The organism is Paenibacillus sp. 2TAB26 (assembly GCF_052115145.1).
GTDB lineage: Bacteria > Bacillota > Bacilli > Paenibacillales > Paenibacillaceae > Pristimantibacillus.
In genome coordinates this window covers 235,816-252,944 of the sequence record NZ_JBFRGC010000012.1, presented here as the reverse complement: position 1 = coordinate 252,944, position 17,129 = coordinate 235,816, and the positions used below count along the sequence as shown (strand labels likewise).

Below are 17,129 nucleotides of genomic sequence, written 5' to 3'. Positions count from 1 at the left end.
GTCCTTCCATGTATTTCTGTATTCAACGAATTTTGTTGCTCGATCGCACTCACAGCAAGTCATCAATATAACCCTTTAGATACAACACTTTTGGCGAATGCACAGGCGAACTGCCTTTCTTAGACATATAATAATCCATTATCATAAATTTCAGGAGGTCTTAGTGATTAGCATGAAGAAGAAATCAAAAAAACTAAAACCGTACATTCGATTAAAAGGCCGCCACATTGTAAGTACATTTAATGAGCTTGATCTTCTGGAACCTCGTCCAAATAAGCAATTAAAGTCTTTACTCCACCAGATCTATAATTACTTACCGTCTGGATCATCTAAATGACTTCTATTCCAATTGGGTTGTCTGGGATTAATACTATCCCAGCATAGCGAGTGCATTCATTTAATAGGTATTGACAGAGTCTGCACGGTTTCTTCTCGATAAGTAGTTAACAAAAAAAATCAGTGTTTTCATATGAGGATGACCCTTTTTTTTCCATACGAATACCTCCTGACTTTTACAAACCGTTAATCAGATCAGCTTCTTCCAATATTCACGGCTTCGGGCATCCATCTGCTCCGGATCGGACAGCTCGAAGCGGCGTCCTTCATTGTCCGTTACCATCCAGCGGCTTTCCGTTACGGGTTGGATATTTTCATGAAGGTTATCCATGACCAATGCTGTCGTGCCATAATTCGTATCGACCTGCAAATACCACTCGCTGCCTCTTTTTCTAACAGTCAGGATTTGTTTAATGACAGGAATCATATAATTTCGGTCAAGCTCTTCTCGTACCGTCTGAAAGCTATCTTCCGCGAGAAGCTTCACATCCTGTATCATTGCAATTTCACGCCCTTCCGCCGAGCGAACCGAGATGAACCTGTCGGGCATTGTATACGGAAAACTGCGAATAAGTGTTACACGGGCAAAACCCTTACCTTCCTGCTCCAAATGCAAAATACCTTCAGAAGATCGGAACAAACGGATTTGACTCAGCTCCGAACGGCTTAAAAAGAATAACGGGTTCATCTTATCCGACCTCCGATGGTATTTTCGCTGTTTGTTTTTGCGATTCGACCAAACGATAATAATGCGTTTGTTTCGCGTAAAGCTCTTCATGCGTCCCCATTTCAACAATGCGGCCTTGGTCGAGGACTACAAGCCTGTCTGCATGACGTAAAGTGGATAGGCGATGGGCAATCGCGATAGTGGTTCTTCCCCGGAATAAGCGGCTTAACGCTTCTTGAATGAGCCGCTCCGTCTCCGTATCTACAGATGCTGTCGCTTCATCTAAGATCAAAATCTCCGGATCAAGCAGCAGCGCTCTCGCAATTGCGATTCGCTGTTTCTCCCCGCCCGATAAACGGTGTCCGCGTTCCCCAACCCGCGTATCGTAGCCTTCCGGCAGACGACAAATAAAATCGTGGGCATTCGCGGCGTGGGCAGCTGCGATAATGGTCTCCGGCGGACTATCCGGACGGCCGTAGGCTATGTTCTCGGCAATCGTACCATCGAACAAAAACGTTTCCTGAAGCACGACGCCAATATGCTTCCGGAGACTCTCCTGCCGGATATCTCTCAAGTCGTGCCCGTCAAGCGCAACGCTTCCAGCATTCGGGTCATAAAATCGGCAAATCATGTTTATGAGAGTCGTTTTCCCTGCACCGGAGCGGCCAACCAGTCCGATCATTTCACCGGGACGTATAGTGAGGTTAATATCTTTTAGCACCGGTCGTTCCACTTCATACCCGTAACGTACACCTTGAAAGCGGATCTCGCCAGAAACGGAAGAAAGCTCTACCGCGTCCAGCTTATCAGGGACATCAACCTTGGCATCGATGATTTCGAGAATCCGTTCGGCCGAGCCAAGCGAGCGGTTTAGCCAGCTTAATAGCTGTCCGGAGGCTTGAACAGGCCCGAAGAACATAAGCAAATAGGTCGTAAAGGCGGTCAATGTTCCAATAGACATGGTGCCGGACAAGACCGATCGTCCTCCCAAATACCAAACAGCGATGCCGAACACAGCCGTCAGTACCGTAAAAATCGGAGATACGCCAAGCCAAAGATTACCGAAGGAAATCGTGCGATTGATCCAATGATTATTCACCTTGTCAAAACGGTTTTTCTCGGCATTTTCCTGCGCAAAGGCTTTAATGACTCGAATGCCTTGTAGCGCTTCGCCAATCACATTGTTGACATGCAAAGCAGATTGCCATTGCGAATACCAAAGTGAGCTCAGCCTCTTCCACAGCCAATAGAATCCGGCAAACAAGAATGGGGTCGGGATCAGAATCATCGCTGCCAGCTGCCAATTCAGATGGAATAGCATAAACAGGATGCCTACGGCGAGCAGCATCTGCGTGACTAGATACACCATGCCGTTTGTCAAAAATTCTTTTAATTCATCGGTATCATCCTGGATACGGCCGATAAATTGAGAGACCTGGCGGTGATCGAAGAAGCGCATCGAAAGCTTCATCAAAGCGCCGAACATATCCCGGCGGATCGCCCCTACCAGTTTCCCGCCTATTCGAACGCCAAGGTAGCTTCGAATGACTTGCATCGCAGCAGATAACACCTGTACAAGGGCCAAACCGCTTGCCAATGCAAAAAGCACGTTCAAGCTTCCAGACGGTTTGGCTACTTCATCCACAATCATTTTGATCAAATAGGGTGGGATCACTTCAATAAATACGGATAATACAAGCAGCAGCGCGCTTACCAGCATGGGGCTTCGGTACGGAGTACAGTAAGCCGCCAACCTGCGCAGCATGGACCATTTGCTGCTGCTGCAGTTTAAACACTTGCTTGTACCGGGAGAGACGGTTTTGTCGCATTTTGAGCATCTATACGTTTCCGTACTTTCTTCTAGAGCTGGGAGGGCTAGATCTCCAGTTTCGTCCCCTTCCGCCAGCCAGTTCCTTATCGCGGGAACAGCCTGTCGGAAAGGTTCAATGTACGGAAGCGAGAATCTCGCAGCTTCTATCTCGCCATCACCGGTTATAATAAAAAACGATGCTCCGCCGAAAGCCTCGCGAACGGATACATCGATCATGTTATTCTTATGAAAGGTCATGATGGTTTTCCCTTGCCCGTCCACCATTTCCATGGTTAAGGTCTTGAAAACAACCTCGTAATGCCAAAATCGTCGTAGGTTGAAATCCACATCCGCCCTTATACGGAGCCATGGATTCTCCGTATCCTGTTGTTCTACTGCGACGCCGTTAACAGGTTTACCAGCTTCCCGCTTCGCATTCTCCGTTTTCAATTTAAAATACTCCTTTTTCAATGTCACTCTCCGGCAGTTACATATAACGCTCGTTTCTTACTGCGCACCATCGAATCACTTTGTGCCATTTTGGTACACGCAAAGCCAGTACAGCAAGCAGCCTGGATCTCCAATGATTCGCAGCTTGAAAATGGTTGTTACGGCGAACGCCGGACCATCGACCCAGAATGCTTGTGAACGGTACGGGATCATCCGGCTCATAGCATGTATCTCCCTTGAAGATAAATAATTCCTTTGAGCCGTCCTGCTTTACGGCGTACAGCCGGTGTCCGATCAACGCACCTTGATCTGTAACAAATAAACATATATCGCCAATTTTCAATTTTTCCCGTTGCACGGACAAGAAAGTGCTTACGTTTCCTTCCTTGATCAAGGGATACATGCTGATACCCGCAGAGGGCAGCTCGATCTTTCCGGTTCGCTGGATTACTGCTGACATAATTGGCGTCAAATCATGCATTTATTAGCAGTCCGGCCTCAATCAGCATTTCAACAAACGCCTGAACGTCATCGAGGACAACTTCCATCTCAACGCCATATTCGGTATGTACTTTTTCGGCCAGCTCTGCGACAGTTGGAAATTCGGGAAGAATCGACCAAATATAACCTCCAAGCTCGTTCACTTTCGTGATGGCGTGGGTGTCGATGTTCAGCAGCAGCCACTCGCCATCCAGCTCAGCCGTCTCGATATTTTCCCGTCTCAGCAGTGTTTGGTTTACCATTATCGTCATGATATCACTCCCCAAAAGGTATCGTTTTTCTGAAAATATAGCTCATAAGCCGGTACGCCTTCTGCCGCCTGCTTGCAAAGCGCAATCATCTTTGCCGTTTCCAGCTTGTTATGCTCCCAATAAAAAACCTTATCCAGCAAAGAAATCAGCGCGTCGCCTTTGCGGATACCTACCCGCCTTACATCCTGCGATTGGATCAGAAAATGAATGCCTGCCAAGGAACTGCTTGGAAGCTCGCATGCTTCTTCCATTTCGCTCCGAAATGGGGAGTCGTGGATTGTAATCGAACCATCCGGCTCAAACAATAGGAGCGTAGCCTCATCGGAAAGAATAGGACGGGGAACGGAAAGATCAGCTACCGTCGACTTGCCTGCTCCCGATGGCCCGGCGAACATCCAAGCGCGGTCATCCTCCACCACGCATGACGAATGGATGAGCAGCCCTGCGCGCCGATAGATCAGCCAGGCGCTGTAGAGATTGATTAAGGCGTGCTTGAGTGCAAGGTCATCGTGAACATAAATTTTTGCCTGACTGTAATCAGGTGTTGTCACCAGCTTATAGTCCGCACGGATATAGATATATTCGCCGCCGTTCTCTTGAATCTCGACAGGACCGTCGTCGAAAGGTTTCCCGTAAAAGTCGTAGACCTCCACCTGAATGTCAGGCGCTTCAAGATTTCCACTTGCTTTAAAGGAACGAAAACGTGCGGTCAATTCATCATATAAAAAGGTAGTTTGAATTTGAAAATCGATCGAACTCCTGCCGACCTGTGTATGCAATGTGTACGTCATTATGCACCGCCCGTTCATCAGAAGTTATTCCTGAGAATAAAAAGGGAGCAAACTCGATCGTTAGCTCCGCTTCTCAGATAAAATCTATCATTGCTTTCTAGTTAGCCTCCAATATAATGCCTGCAAAACATAGGTTTAAAATTACGTTTTTGGCACCATTCATAGCCACCGACTTTATCGCTTGGTCTCGCTGTTCCAAATTCGACAGTATGCTGCGTAAGTACTTTAGGAGCTTCATACTTTTTCATTTCATTCACCTCCTTTCAAGGAATTTATGTCATATTATAGTGATAGTCAATGATATTTATGAAATTTAGTAAAATAATACTATGATAAAATGTATTAATACCTGCTTTTTGTATATATAAAACAAGAATATTCGATTTAATTCTTCTTTTGTTTGGCACGAATGGTTCGAATCCAAAATTGTAGTCTTCTCTTATAGATTTTGGCATAGATTTTGCTCATCGGCTCATTCGAATCCGGGACATCTGATCTATTGGCATACTTTAATAGGTCCAAGGCATAATCTCTTGGCGGCAGCAGTAAATAACGCAGATGCGCCCACTGTTGTTTAACCGAATCGTAGGCGACGAAGGCAGAAAACAGATGGAAGCCATAAAATCGCCAGTTTCTGATCCCGAATTGGGCATTTCGCATCAGTTCGATATTCCAAAGCGGCCAGCGTCTCCGTACGTTTAGCGGCTTGGTTTCATGCAGCTCGGGAAACAAGTCATAGACAATTGTCAGCGCAATAAGTACTTTGGCATAGTTCCCATCGCTCTTTGCCTGTGCAAAGAGCTGGCCATAGTCTATTTCTGCGCTACAGCATCTCAGGACGTGCAAAATATCGATAACGTACTTCAGTGATAACATATTATGGTTATAGCCATGAAGGCATAGGTAGTAAAAGGTGTCCTTGGCCGAAAGCTCCTTCACCAATTGATAGGGAGAAATCGGTTCTGCATCCATCCAAAAGCAGCTCATATCCGTATCCGAGACATGTTCGCGCAAAATATTCCAATGCAGCTCCACCCCGAGCAGCGGGAAATCCTCATTCGCATAAAATTTATTCAACAGCATATGGAAATGATCCGCATCGTCTTCTATATACCGGATAAACTCATGGCGCTCCAATAGGGCGACCGCCTTATCCAAATCTTCTGGACGTACAAGCAGATCGATATCGGATGTTCCCCTGCCCGAAAAATGTCCAAAAAAACGTTCAGACAACCGAATGCCTTTCAGCACGATCACTTGAATTCCTGAACGCTCAAACGCATCAAGAAGCTTGTACATCTCGGAGCGGATCAGCATGTTTTGAAACAAAACAGCATCCACGCCCGATTTAATCCTGCTTCGGTGCTCGGAAGGCACGGCTTCCAATAAGCCGCTGCTCTTCAATAAATAATAAACTTGGGGAGCGACTTGGAAAATATCGATATCGTCAATTGCTGCTTTAGCTGTCTCCTCGGAATCAAATAACGGATGTTGGTTTTGGTAGATCCGGCTTATAAGCGTTACCGCTTTCGATTGTTTCATGAGCCGCTCCCTTCACTTTCATTAATAAACTAGTTTCGGATTTATAATGTCGTTTGTGGGGGTATGCGTACGAAGTCAATTGAGAAAATTTTCTAATCTTCGAAAATAAATCGATTATCCGGTGCAAAGATAAAGCGCTTGTCTTCACCGCGCAGTAATAGCATTTCACCACCTATAAAACGAAAAGATCCTCCAAAAAAGGCAATCAGACTTTCTAGACAGTCTTCTAATTCCAATCACCTGTTTGAAGGGAAGAAATAGTATTTTCGTCATGAAACAATATCTTTTTCATCCATAGTCTTAGAAGGCAAAATTTCAATTCAGGTAATTAAATAGCAATATAGAGATAATTCACTCGACTATCATTGCAAAAATTGTAATACTTCAGTTTTAGAAATGTCATATAATCGACACGTTCTTTTCCATACCGACCGATCTTTACTTCTAAACAACCGAAAACCTTACTTTTTCGTTGCCGTTTGAATCCATCATTCCAACTAGATTGTTCATCTGTCTTTGCAAATACTTCCCCTCCTAAGTTCCTCAATATTCAGTGATGTTCCTATAGAGAAAGCCCACTCCCACTATTAGGTAACTGCATATGATGGGTTTGAGCCTAATTTTAAGGAGTGAATCTTTTGAATAGAATAAGTAATAGATTAGCATGGCAATATCATTTGAAACTGGCTTCAACTTACAAAATGCTTGCTGATAAATATGAATATATGGACCATCCATTGCATCTCTACTATGGCGGCGAATACCGCAAACACTTAAATGAAGTTGAAAAACATTTTCTTGCGTTAAATCAGACACTAAATCCTTCTGAAGATATGATGTTTATTGGTATTGGAGAATTATCAAAATCTTTAAATGGAGAATATTCCGCCATTTACTGCTATGAACAACTAGCAAATCAAGCTCCAACCGCTGATATTAAAAATAAAATACTCGAAATAAGAAATGATGAAATTAGACATTTTAACATGTTTTCGCAAATATACACATGGTTAACTGGAAAACAACCAATTCCAGAAAGAACAGAAGAATGCCAAACAGATTTTCAAAAAGGAGTATCCGTAGCATTTAATGCTGAGCAAGAAACTGTTGATTTTTATCATGAGATAGCAAGAAAAACTGATAATCCTGTTATTAAAGATTTGTTTACACAAGCTGCAGCAGATGAACAAAATCATGCAGTTTGGTTTTTGTATTTTATGAATCACCACTAATTAATTTATCAGAAGCCGATTCCTATTTCGGCTTTTCTTTTTACATGGTTTGGTATCTATATACAATCCCATATTCCACTTGCTCCTTGTCAAGTTTCTCCGTATTTACGCTGATACTTGAATCAAAGTAGTAACTCCTTACCTCTTTAAGGCAATAAATTGAGTGATTACATTGCCAGGGTAACAAGCTAATCTAGTCAGCCCATGTACATCAACTATTCATCGAGTTAAATCAAACTAGGTACCTCTTCCCACATTAATTGCATATGTTGTGAGTATTAAGGAATCCTTTAACTTTTGATCTACGCAGGGAGAGAATGACTATGAACAACAATAAAAGCGAATTAAATGGAACATCTGATACAACAGATATTCAGGTTGCTAAACTTGCATTTATTGGAGCATCCATCACGACATTAGGAGATAGTATAACAGCAATCGCTGCTGGTCTTGCCCTAGAAGCATTAGTGAAATCCAGTAACAAGAGTTCTCAAAGCCAAAATAAACATTTAAAACAGTTAGAAACATCGCAAAAACAGTTAGACCATCTATTAACTGAATTAAAACAATTCAAAAAAAACATTAAATAATGTTTGATGACCTCATTGAATATTTTTTGTTTAATAGCACCTAAAAAATCAAAAAGTAAACCATTTGATATTGTTTATACAAAAATAGCGAGTAAACCTAATAATCAATATTCGGAACAAATCTATATCCGTTTACTATTTTTCTCCAACCATTGCGATAGATTACCTAGGCTTATCTTCTTCTGAGCCACTGATATAGCTTTCTAATACAGTTCCATCCTCTCTGCCTTCAGCTCATAAACATTGAGCTGCAGCTATACCTTCAAAATAAACAGCTGCCTTATAAAATAAACCAGGATACTGCACTTCTCCAAAATACTTGTAAATATTCATCTTGATTCCGAGCACTAAACAAATTAAATACTGGCGAAAGTAATAAAATAATCAATACCTATTTCATGGCCGTTCCTCAATGTATTCGCTCACAATTGTAATGGGAACGTGTACCGATTGGCGTTCGCTTCAGTCTTAGGTGTCCCTAAGTCAACTATGACTTTTGAGACAGCCCCTTCCTTATTTTTTAGTTATATGACTTATGCAGTTTGAGTAATTAACTGGTAATAAGCAACGCTGCGACAACTGCTTTCTCAGTTTTGTGAATGTCTCTCTCGGAAACCGTCCGGTGCTGTTATAAAATTCAGGCCCCCGGCTCATTTACCGGGGGCCTGGCTTTAAAGAGAGGATAAAGCTTTAATTGCTGGATATCTCGAGCGCTCTAAGCAGGATGACTGCTGCTTGTGCTCTCGTTGCCGTTTGGTTCGGCGCAAATTTATTGGCACCGATGCCCTGAACGATACCTTTCTCAACCGTTGCTGATACTGCGGCTTTCGCCCATGCCGGAATGTCGGCATGATCCTCGAACGCAGTTGCTGCATTGGCTTTTGCGGTCAGACCCTGCGCATTAGCAATCATCGTCACCATCTCGGCGCGGCTGATCTTCGCGTTCGGCCTGAAGCTACCATCGCTATACCCGTTCACGATGCCAGCTTTCACGGCCTGTGCGATGCCTTGCTTCGCCCAGTCGCCGATGCGTTCCTTATCGGTAAACGCCAGTACTGCTCCGTTGCCTTCCAGCTTCAGAGCACGGGCCAGCATCACCGCGAATTGGGCACGCGTTATCTCGCCGTTCGGCCTGAATGTTCCGTCAGCATAACCGTCGACGATGCCCTTCGCAGCCGCTTTCTTGATGCTTGCTTCCGCCCAGTGGCCTGTTACGTCGCTGAACGTTGCGCCTGCACCTGTGTTTTCTTCAGGTTCTTTCTTCGCTACGGCGAATACCGCGAACTTCGTGAAGTGATCGACTTCCGCCGTAATCCGGTTACCGCTCACCATCCCTCCGATTTCCACCCAAACCTTCTTCACCTCATCGTAATAGAAGAGAGAAGCGATCTGATTCGCTCCGACTGTTGCCGAATCGAACGTTAACGTGATCGTGATCGGTTTCAAGAATTTTTCTGTAAAGTTTTTCAGAATCTCATAGACCGGGCTAAGTAGAATGTCCTTGTTCGTTACGAGCTGCGAGGTTTGGATCACCTTCTCCACCGTAATCGTCAATTGCTTCTCCGATGCTCCGGCAGGAACCACGATGGTGACGGCATTTTTTTCGAACTGGGCCGTCCCCCCTGTGCCCGCAGGCAGTGTTTGTTTGCTGTCAGTTGCAGGTGCGGTCGTTCCTCCTCCGCCTGTCGAGGCGGCGGCGCGTTGCACGGTAATCGTGTATACTTTCTTCGTCGCTCCGTCTTCTGCCGTTACAGTTACCGTTACGGCGTTGTCACCGACAATCAGGCTGTTGCCGCCTGCGACAGCGACAGTTGCCTTCGAGTCGGACCCAGTTGCCGCTACCGTCACGGAAGTTTGACCGTTCGGCACATTCAACTTGTAGTTCAACGTATTGGCGTTAAATCCGTTTATTGTCGTGCCGTCCACTTTCAAATCGCTCAGTTCGGCATTGGAAGACAGATCCGCTGCCCCGCGCTTTGCGATAACCGTATAGACCTTCGTTGTTTCTCCGTCTTCTGCTGTAACGGTCACCGTTATAATATTGTCTCCAACAACCAGGTTATTGCCGCCTGCGACAGCGACAGTTGCCTTCGTGTCAGATGCATATACCGCTACCGTCACGGAAGTTTTTACGTTTGGCACATTCAACGTATAGTTCAACGTATTGGCGTTAAATCCGTTTATTGTCGTGCCGTCCACTTTCAAATCGCTCAGTTCGGCATTGGAAGATAGCCCCGCTGTCCCGCGCTTTACAATTATCGTATAGACCTTTGTTGTTTCTCCGTCTTCCGCCGTTACAGTAACCGTTATCGTGTTGTCTCCAACAACCAGGTCGCTGCCGCCTACGACAGCGACGGTTGCCTTCGATTCGGACCCGRTTGCCRCTACCGTCACGGAGGTTTTTACGTTCGGCACATTCAGCGTGTAACTCAGCGTATTCGCGTTAAATCCACTTATTGTCGTACCGTCCACCCTAAGATCACTCAAATCCGCGTTCGACATCGGTACATTTTCGAATTCAGCCGTCAATGAAACCGGGTTTGCCGGCATCGTAAATGTCAGTGGATTTGTTGTGTTGCTTCCATATGCAAGCCCTGCCGCACTCCATTTTACAAAGCGTTGTCCGTTTGGAACAGCCGCAGTTACTTTAACCGTCGAGCCTTCCTCAACCTGTGCAGAACTTCCTGCGGCAGCACCGTCTACTTCAACCGTTCCACCGGCAACAGTTAGAGCAGAGATTGTTCCTTCTTCTTCCTCACCAAGATTAAGCACTCGAGGCACGGGAATGCTGTTCGTTGCATCCCAATACCATACGTTCGTAAAGTCCCATCCCAAGGCTTCGAAGGTTGCTTGCTGTGCAAAATCAGCAGCCGACTTTGAAGCAAATGCTGGGATAATCACTGAAGGCAACCCACTAGTGCTTAAACGCGCTCCGTCATAGTAATTGACTTTATTGGAGTCCACGATTGGCCTGCTGCTGGACCAATACCCTGCGATTGGACCAGGGGCAGGTCCATTAATTGCATTGGCTACCACATTGCCATTTAAGGTTTGGAGCAGATTTCCAGCAGAACCGCCCATATCACCAACCATTGCACCGGAATATGTGCCAAGCTTATTAAACGTTCCACCCACATAGTTATTCAGAATGACGGTTGGCGAAGTCTCATATCGAACGGGAATAGGCGAACCTGCACTGTTCCAACCTGTACCGCCAATCAAGCCTCCAACTGTTGTTCCACTCACATCTGCAGATACGAAGGAATTTAGCAAAGTGGCTGCATGGAGCGTACCTACAATACCGCCAGTAATGCTTCCACCGGTGACTTTACCACTCACATAGCTGTTTTCAATCGTGCCCATGGAAGTTCCTGCAATGGCACCTGTGCTATTGCCACCGGTAATATCGACATTCACCAATTTCAGATTTACGACTTTGCCTCCATTGCCGATGTAGGCAAAGAAACCTGTACTGCTGTTTGTCGTTGAAATTTTGAGATTACTTATCGTATATCTTTTTCCGTTGAACGTGCCTATAAATGGCTTTGATGTGTCTTTTCCGCCGATCGCGGCAAACTCCACATCCTTCATATCAATATCCGCCGACAACTCGTAATTCCCATCATACGGATATTCAGGCGTACCGAAATTCTGCGACAATGCAACCAAATCGCTTGAAGTTTTGATTGTTATTTTATCCGAGCCCCCGCCAAGTTCAAGAACGCGAGGCACGGGTGCGTTATTCGTGGCATCCCATTTCCAAATGCTCGTAAAGTCCCATCCCAAAGCCACGTAATTTGCTTGCTGTGCAAAATCAGCTGCCGACTTCGCTACAAAAGCAGAGACGGTTCCCGAAGGTATGCCGCTTGTGTTTAACTTTGCGCTGTCATAGTAGTTCACTTGATTGGATTCAACGATCGGCCTGCTGCCTGACCAATAGCCTGCGAGCAGCTTCGTAGGATTTCCAATAATTTCAGATGAGAATGTATTGCCATTAAGGGTCTGAAGCACGCTGCCCGAACCGCCGCCCATATCACCGACGATACCACCGGTATATTGAGTTGCACCGATTCTTGTAACCGTACCTCTCACATCGTTATTTAAAATTACATTTCCAACTGTTTGTTGAATAAGCGACCAACCAGAACCGTTATAATTGGTGCCTCCTATTAAGCCGCCTACTGTGGTCCCGCTAACATCTGCGTTCATGACCGTGTTTTGCAATGTGCCCGCATAGAGCAGCCCTGCTATACCGCCTGTATAACCGGTGCCGGTTACTTTGCCGTCCACATAGCTGTTTTCAATCGTACCGCTGGATACCCCTGCAATAATTCCAGTTCTATTCATACCGGTTATGTCTACATTCGCCAAATTTAGATTTACTACTCTTCCACCAGTTCCGATATAAGCGAAGAAGCCCGTGCTAGTGTCTGTGGACGAAATCTTGAGATTTCGAATGATATAACCTTTTCCGTTAAATGTCCCAATAAATTGTTTTGGAACCGTGTCTCTGCCGATCGATGTAAACGTAACATCTGTCATATCAATATCCGCCGACAGTTCGTAATTCCCGTCAAATGGATATTCAGGCGTGCCAAATTTCTGTGACAGTGCAACCAGATCGTTTGCTGTTTTGATTTTTATTTTTGCTGAGCCGCTGCTGGCAAGCGGAGTGACCTTGCCTGTGGCTATGCTGGTAACAACTCCGTTATAAAAACCTGTTCCCGTTGCAACAGCTCGCAAATATGAACCTACGTCCGCCGCTTTGATCGCGTAATTAGCAGCTGTTGCTCCTGCGATAGTCGTCCAAGACGTACCGTCCTTCGAGATTTCCCATTTGAAGGATGCAGTAGCGCTCGCCGGCGTAATCGAGGCATTCAATGTTTGCCCTTCTTTGGCAAACCCGTTGACGGCAATATTCGTGATCGTAAATTCATCGACTTCCTGCGGAACCGCTGGATAATTCCAGGCATTCAAATCATAAGTACGTGGTTTATTGGTAACCAGCACGTCAACATCCCCGGTTTGCAGTTCATCGTTTTTATCGAAACCTTTGCTTGTCACTCTAATTTGATCAGGCGAAATCGAAATATTGGCAAATCCCCGTCCGACTTCTCTAATATCGACGTACGCAATGGCAGGATTTTCTTTGTATAACGATCCACGGTTGTCATTATTTGCAGAGTAATTCGTTAGATAGGTTGTCCCGTCGCCGTACTCTGCAACGACTTTGCCGCTTGCGAGAAGCTTGGTGCGGGCATAAATATGGTCATGTCCCATCAGCACCACATCAATTCCCGCTTCATCAAAAGCGTTCGTCCAGGAGGCTACAGGAGAGGCCATCCGATATCCGAACAACGTTTTGTGAAACATTCCAACGCGCCATTTGGTCGGATTTTGTTTCACGACAGCTTTCATCCAGTCTTGCTGTGCTTTGATCTGCGCGGCGGTGCTCTGATCCTGATAATCCATCACCAAGAACAGCGTGTCGCCATGTACAAAATAATAGTTGCTGGATTCGAGTTGTAATTTCGTCATACCCGAAACCATTCGTTCCGTGCCTTCGCCGCCACCGTAAAAGGATGCGCCATTTTTAGGCGGATTGTGGCGGCCCAAAAAGTTCTGCAGCGTAGGGTCCACAGGAGTCCAGCTGTTGTTGGCCCAGCTGTTGCCCGCTCCATCGAACTCATGATTGCCCGTCGCCATGTAAAGCGGCACTTTCGAGAACAAATCCTGATTGGCCTCAAAGAATGCATCCCATTCCCATGTGTCGAAACCAAAGTTGACCTGGTCGCCCGAGCTCAGGACAAACGCAGCATCCGGAAAATCTGTAAAGGCTTGCGTCAGCGCCTTTTTACTCATTTTATTATAACTATCGAGCGTTGCTGCATAACCTCTGGTATCGTTTGCTTGGGCATCGGAAATCCAGTTGAAGTTAAAAGTATCGATGTTGCTGGCAGGTGTCATGAAGCTGGCAGGCGCTGTAACGCTCGTCACATTTTGAACGCCGTCACCTACGCTGTACACATACTCCGTCCCCGGCTCGAGGACAGCCGTTTGTGCTTTATGGCTTTGGACCGGGTCGACTGAGTATTGCGTCCCTGCGCCTGTATACTTCAAATTCTCAATATTGCTCCTCAAATCAACTGTGAAATTGGTTCCCAAAACAAAATCCGTGAACTTGCCGCCGTTGCTGTCAAAGTCGGATTTTTTCGCATAAAAGAGCTGCGTCGACTTCGTTGTTACTGGAGTTACCCAGTTAAAGCGGGCAATGTACTTGTCTTTCACCGTCTTGCGTGTATCCTCATTGAAGTTGTCGAACATAAATGTCACCGAGGCAGGCACTTTGCCGCCGCCTRTTGGCTGGGTGATCTCGTTCCCCGATTTGGTAATGGTGAATTCATCGATGACTCGGAAAGGCTTGTCAGAGCCTGTCGCTTTATAATACGTTTTATAAATGATTGCATTGCTTGTAACCTCAGCTCTGCTATATACACCTGGTGAATAGATGGATCCGCCACCTGGACTTGTTTTGTTGATACGAAGGTCATAGAAGAAGTCGTTCCATGAAGTGTCTTTGGTAGCATTCAAGCTGTACGCATAGTTGTACACCGATCCACCTATGACATAGGTCGGTGCTTCGCCAAAATTCGCTTTTTGAATGCTTCCTGTTCCTGCCACAGTTGAGATTGTCTTTAATGTGGTTCTGGCATAGGCATGCTCGTGACCGGCGAGAACCAGATCGATGCCGGCATCGGTAAACTTTTTAYCGATTACATTGTCCACTGCATAGTGGCTTGAACCCGGGTCATAAGGCGAAGCGTGCAGATTTACGACCTTCCACTTTTTAGTCGACGCTGCCGTCTCATCAGCCAGAAATTTCCATTGTACGGCATCATCACTGGAATTCAGACCAAACGAATTAAGAGAGATGAACAAAGCGTCTCCATATTCAAAGGAATACACAGTTCCAGCAGCAGCCTCAGACAGACCGCTTGGTCTCTTCAGAGTTGTATAATTAAATCTGTTTGTATACTGAATGGAATCTTTATCATAGATTGAATTGTCATGATTACCAGGGGTAGCCATGATCGGCATCGTACTAGAAAGGTTTTGAGCGGCATCAAAGAAATACTGCCAGTGGTCTGAAAAACTCGCATCCTCTACTACATCGCCATTATGGACGAGAAATGCGGCATCCGGATGGTTCGCCTTGATATAATCGTACAAGTCGGCGGTGTTTTGATACGTGCTTGGGGATGTTCCCTGCGTATCAGGAGTGATCAAAAAAGAAAACGGTTTCCTAGCCGTAGGATCTGCAGGCGCAGTAAAGCTAGAGACCGCGGAATAACCGTTGGTTGTGTTTCCTACTTTGTAATAGTATTTGGCTTCTGGTGTCAGATCCTGAACAACTACACGATAAGTACGTACCTCTTTAACGTTAACCAGCTTGTTGTCCGGAACGCTGCCAGTCACAGTTGAAGCATTGACTGTGGCAACTTCGGCGCTTTTTGTTGTACCGCCGGCCAAGTCAGGAGAAGTGCCGTAAACAATTTCTGATGTGTTTACCGTCGCGTCCGCAACCCAGTTGAAAGCCATAGCCGTTTTACCATCGGCTGCGCCTCCGCCTATAGCCAGTGTGATTTGCGACGGAATGGCCGCGGGTGGAGCTGCTTGAGCCGGCATAGGCTTTACAATTCCAGTGGCAGCTACCAGCAATACCAGCATTGCCGTCATCCACCTTGACATTTTTTTGCGTACTCTACTCATTTAAAACAAAACCCCTTTCGACAAAGTATGTTTACTTTAACTGAGATTTGTTATATCTAATCGCATGCAACTATAAACATTTGTAAAGTTAAAACATGACCTATGCAGTTCTAATCATTAACTGGTGCAAAAGGACAGTAAATATTCATTTCCTTCGTATACTGAATTCGAATCCTCAGCATTACCACGAAATTGATATTATAAATTAACTTATAACTCTATTTTGTTTATAATTAACTCAATATTGATAGGGTGGTGAATATCTTTGCTGGAATACCGTCTTCTGGAAAAAGTACTGCACGGCTCCTCTGACTTTCCGTTCGCCGTCTATAACGTAGATTATCTTTCGGGAAATCAGTCTATTCTTCCGTTGCATTGGCACGAGGAAATCGAGCTGATTTATATTCGAGCAGGACAGGCCGTATTCTCCGTGAACCATGTGGAGATCCAAGTGCAGGCTGGCGATTGTCTGATCGTCAATTCGGCAGAACTCCACAGCGGCTACTGCAACTCAGCATACGGTTGCTCCTACACTGCTATCGTATTCAAGCTATCGTGGCTATCCGCCCTGCATCCCGATTTCTGTCAGGAGCAATGTTTGAATCCGCTTCTTCGAGGCGATCTTTTGTTCCCTTCCCTGTTGACTCGACGGCGAGTGCAGGATCGTCTATTGATCGACCGAATCGAAGATCTGCTCACGGAATACCGCGTCGAACGCGAAGGATTTCAGCTTGGCGTCAAGGGACGGCTTTATATGATTCTCGCAGTTCTCTACCCGCATTTGATTCCAAAGCAGCTATACGAACGCGCCAATCCTTTAAACACGAACAAATGGAAAAACATGATTCAAGTGCTGGAGTACATCAACAAAAACTACAAATCTTCGCTCACGCTCGACGATCTGGCATCCATCGGCTCCATATCGCCGTCCCATCTATGCCGGCTATTCAAAGAGCTGACGGATATGAGACCACTCGAATATATTAATATGCTCCGCGTCAACAGCGCCGCGCTGATGATCCAATCCGGCTCGTACAGCATGCTGCAGGCAGCTCTCGAAAACGGCTTTCAGCAGCTTAGCTACTTCTCAAAGCAATTCAAGAAATATAAGGGAATTTCGCCTTCAACGTTTAAACGCCTGCAAGGGAATGCATCATTACCGAAAGAATCGCTGTAGTTAAATAGCCGT

The 17,129-nt window shown here is 45.6% G+C and carries 12 protein-coding genes; 3 read left to right on the top strand and 9 right to left on the bottom strand.

Annotation, left to right across the window (positions count from 1 at the left end; all coding sequences use genetic code 11):
• Window positions 1-526 precede the first annotated feature (526 nt).
• The 8 genes from AB4Z50_RS16015 to AB4Z50_RS15980 form a co-directional block, all read right to left on the bottom strand.
• Complete coding sequence (locus AB4Z50_RS16015) at window positions 527-1,024, bottom strand: DUF1854 domain-containing protein (protein WP_441880547.1); 498 nt, start codon at window positions 1,022-1,024, stop codon at window positions 527-529.
• 1 nt (window position 1,025) lies between these two features.
• Entirely contained in the window at window positions 1,026-3,263 is a 2,238-nt protein-coding gene (locus AB4Z50_RS16010) for an ABC transporter ATP-binding protein (RefSeq protein WP_441880545.1), read from the bottom strand.
• 37 nt (window positions 3,264-3,300) lie between these two features.
• Window positions 3,301-3,723, bottom strand: a complete 423-nt coding sequence (locus tag AB4Z50_RS16005; protein WP_441880543.1) for a signal peptidase I — start codon at window positions 3,721-3,723, stop codon at window positions 3,301-3,303.
• Window positions 3,724-3,736: 13 nt separating this feature from the next.
• Window positions 3,737-4,015 carry a PqqD family protein gene (locus tag AB4Z50_RS16000; protein ID WP_441880541.1) on the bottom strand — a complete coding sequence of 93 codons (279 nt, stop codon included), beginning with the start codon at window positions 4,013-4,015 and terminating at the stop codon, window positions 3,737-3,739.
• On the bottom strand, window positions 4,012-4,806 hold the full coding sequence (locus tag AB4Z50_RS15995; RefSeq protein ID WP_441880539.1) for a hypothetical protein: 795 nt from the start codon (window positions 4,804-4,806) through the stop codon (window positions 4,012-4,014). Before AB4Z50_RS15995 ends, AB4Z50_RS16000 begins: the two co-directional genes overlap by 4 nt.
• Window positions 4,807-4,907: 101 nt before the next feature.
• Window positions 4,908-5,054, bottom strand: coding sequence for a hypothetical protein (locus AB4Z50_RS15990; RefSeq protein ID WP_157265932.1), 147 nt, complete (start codon window positions 5,052-5,054; stop codon window positions 4,908-4,910).
• Window positions 5,055-5,190: 136 nt separating this feature from the next.
• Window positions 5,191-6,348 carry a nucleotidyltransferase domain-containing protein gene (locus AB4Z50_RS15985; RefSeq protein ID WP_441880537.1) on the bottom strand — a complete coding sequence of 386 codons (1,158 nt, stop codon included), beginning with the start codon at window positions 6,346-6,348 and terminating at the stop codon, window positions 5,191-5,193.
• A gap of 92 nt (window positions 6,349-6,440) precedes the next feature.
• Complete coding sequence (locus AB4Z50_RS15980; protein WP_441880535.1) at window positions 6,441-6,584, bottom strand: hypothetical protein; 144 nt, start codon at window positions 6,582-6,584, stop codon at window positions 6,441-6,443.
• 402 nt (window positions 6,585-6,986) lie between these two features.
• Between AB4Z50_RS15980 and AB4Z50_RS15975 the strand changes: the two genes are divergently transcribed.
• Together AB4Z50_RS15975 and AB4Z50_RS15970 are read left to right on the top strand one after the other, a co-directional pair.
• Window positions 6,987-7,580, top strand: coding sequence for a ferritin-like domain-containing protein (locus tag AB4Z50_RS15975; protein WP_441880533.1), 594 nt, complete (start codon window positions 6,987-6,989; stop codon window positions 7,578-7,580).
• A gap of 323 nt (window positions 7,581-7,903) precedes the next feature.
• On the top strand, window positions 7,904-8,170 hold the full coding sequence (locus tag AB4Z50_RS15970; RefSeq protein WP_441880531.1) for a translation initiation factor 2: 267 nt from the start codon (window positions 7,904-7,906) through the stop codon (window positions 8,168-8,170).
• Window positions 8,171-8,860: 690 nt separating this feature from the next.
• Here the strand turns inward: AB4Z50_RS15970 and AB4Z50_RS15965 are convergent.
• Window positions 8,861-15,940 (bottom strand): S-layer homology domain-containing protein, encoded by a 7,080-nt coding sequence (locus AB4Z50_RS15965; RefSeq protein ID WP_441880529.1) that lies wholly within the window; start codon window positions 15,938-15,940, stop codon window positions 8,861-8,863.
• 265 nt (window positions 15,941-16,205) lie between these two features.
• Here AB4Z50_RS15965 and AB4Z50_RS15960 point away from each other — a divergent pair, with 265 nt between their 5' ends.
• Complete coding sequence (locus tag AB4Z50_RS15960; protein ID WP_441880527.1) at window positions 16,206-17,117, top strand: AraC family transcriptional regulator; 912 nt, start codon at window positions 16,206-16,208, stop codon at window positions 17,115-17,117.
• The last annotated feature ends 12 nt before the right edge of the window (window positions 17,118-17,129 follow it).

Bases quoted from the DNA above. Each gene is read 5' to 3' on its own strand.
- AB4Z50_RS15985 (WP_441880537.1), bottom strand. From the start codon at position 6,348: ATGAAACAATCGAAAGCGGTAACGCTTATAAGCCGGATCTACCAAAAC.
- AB4Z50_RS16015 (WP_441880547.1), bottom strand. From the start codon at position 1,024: ATGAACCCGTTATTCTTTTTAAGCCGTTCGGAGCTGAGTCAAATCCGT.
- AB4Z50_RS15970 (WP_441880531.1), top strand. From the start codon at position 7,904: ATGAACAACAATAAAAGCGAATTAAATGGAACATCTGATACAACAGAT.
- AB4Z50_RS16000 (WP_441880541.1), bottom strand. From the start codon at position 4,015: ATGACGATAATGGTAAACCAAACACTGCTGAGACGGGAAAATATCGAG.
- AB4Z50_RS16005 (WP_441880543.1), bottom strand. From the start codon at position 3,723: ATGTCAGCAGTAATCCAGCGAACCGGAAAGATCGAGCTGCCCTCTGCG.
- AB4Z50_RS15995 (WP_441880539.1), bottom strand. From the start codon at position 4,806: ATGACGTACACATTGCATACACAGGTCGGCAGGAGTTCGATCGATTTT.
- AB4Z50_RS15990 (WP_157265932.1), bottom strand. From the start codon at position 5,054: ATGAAAAAGTATGAAGCTCCTAAAGTACTTACGCAGCATACTGTCGAA.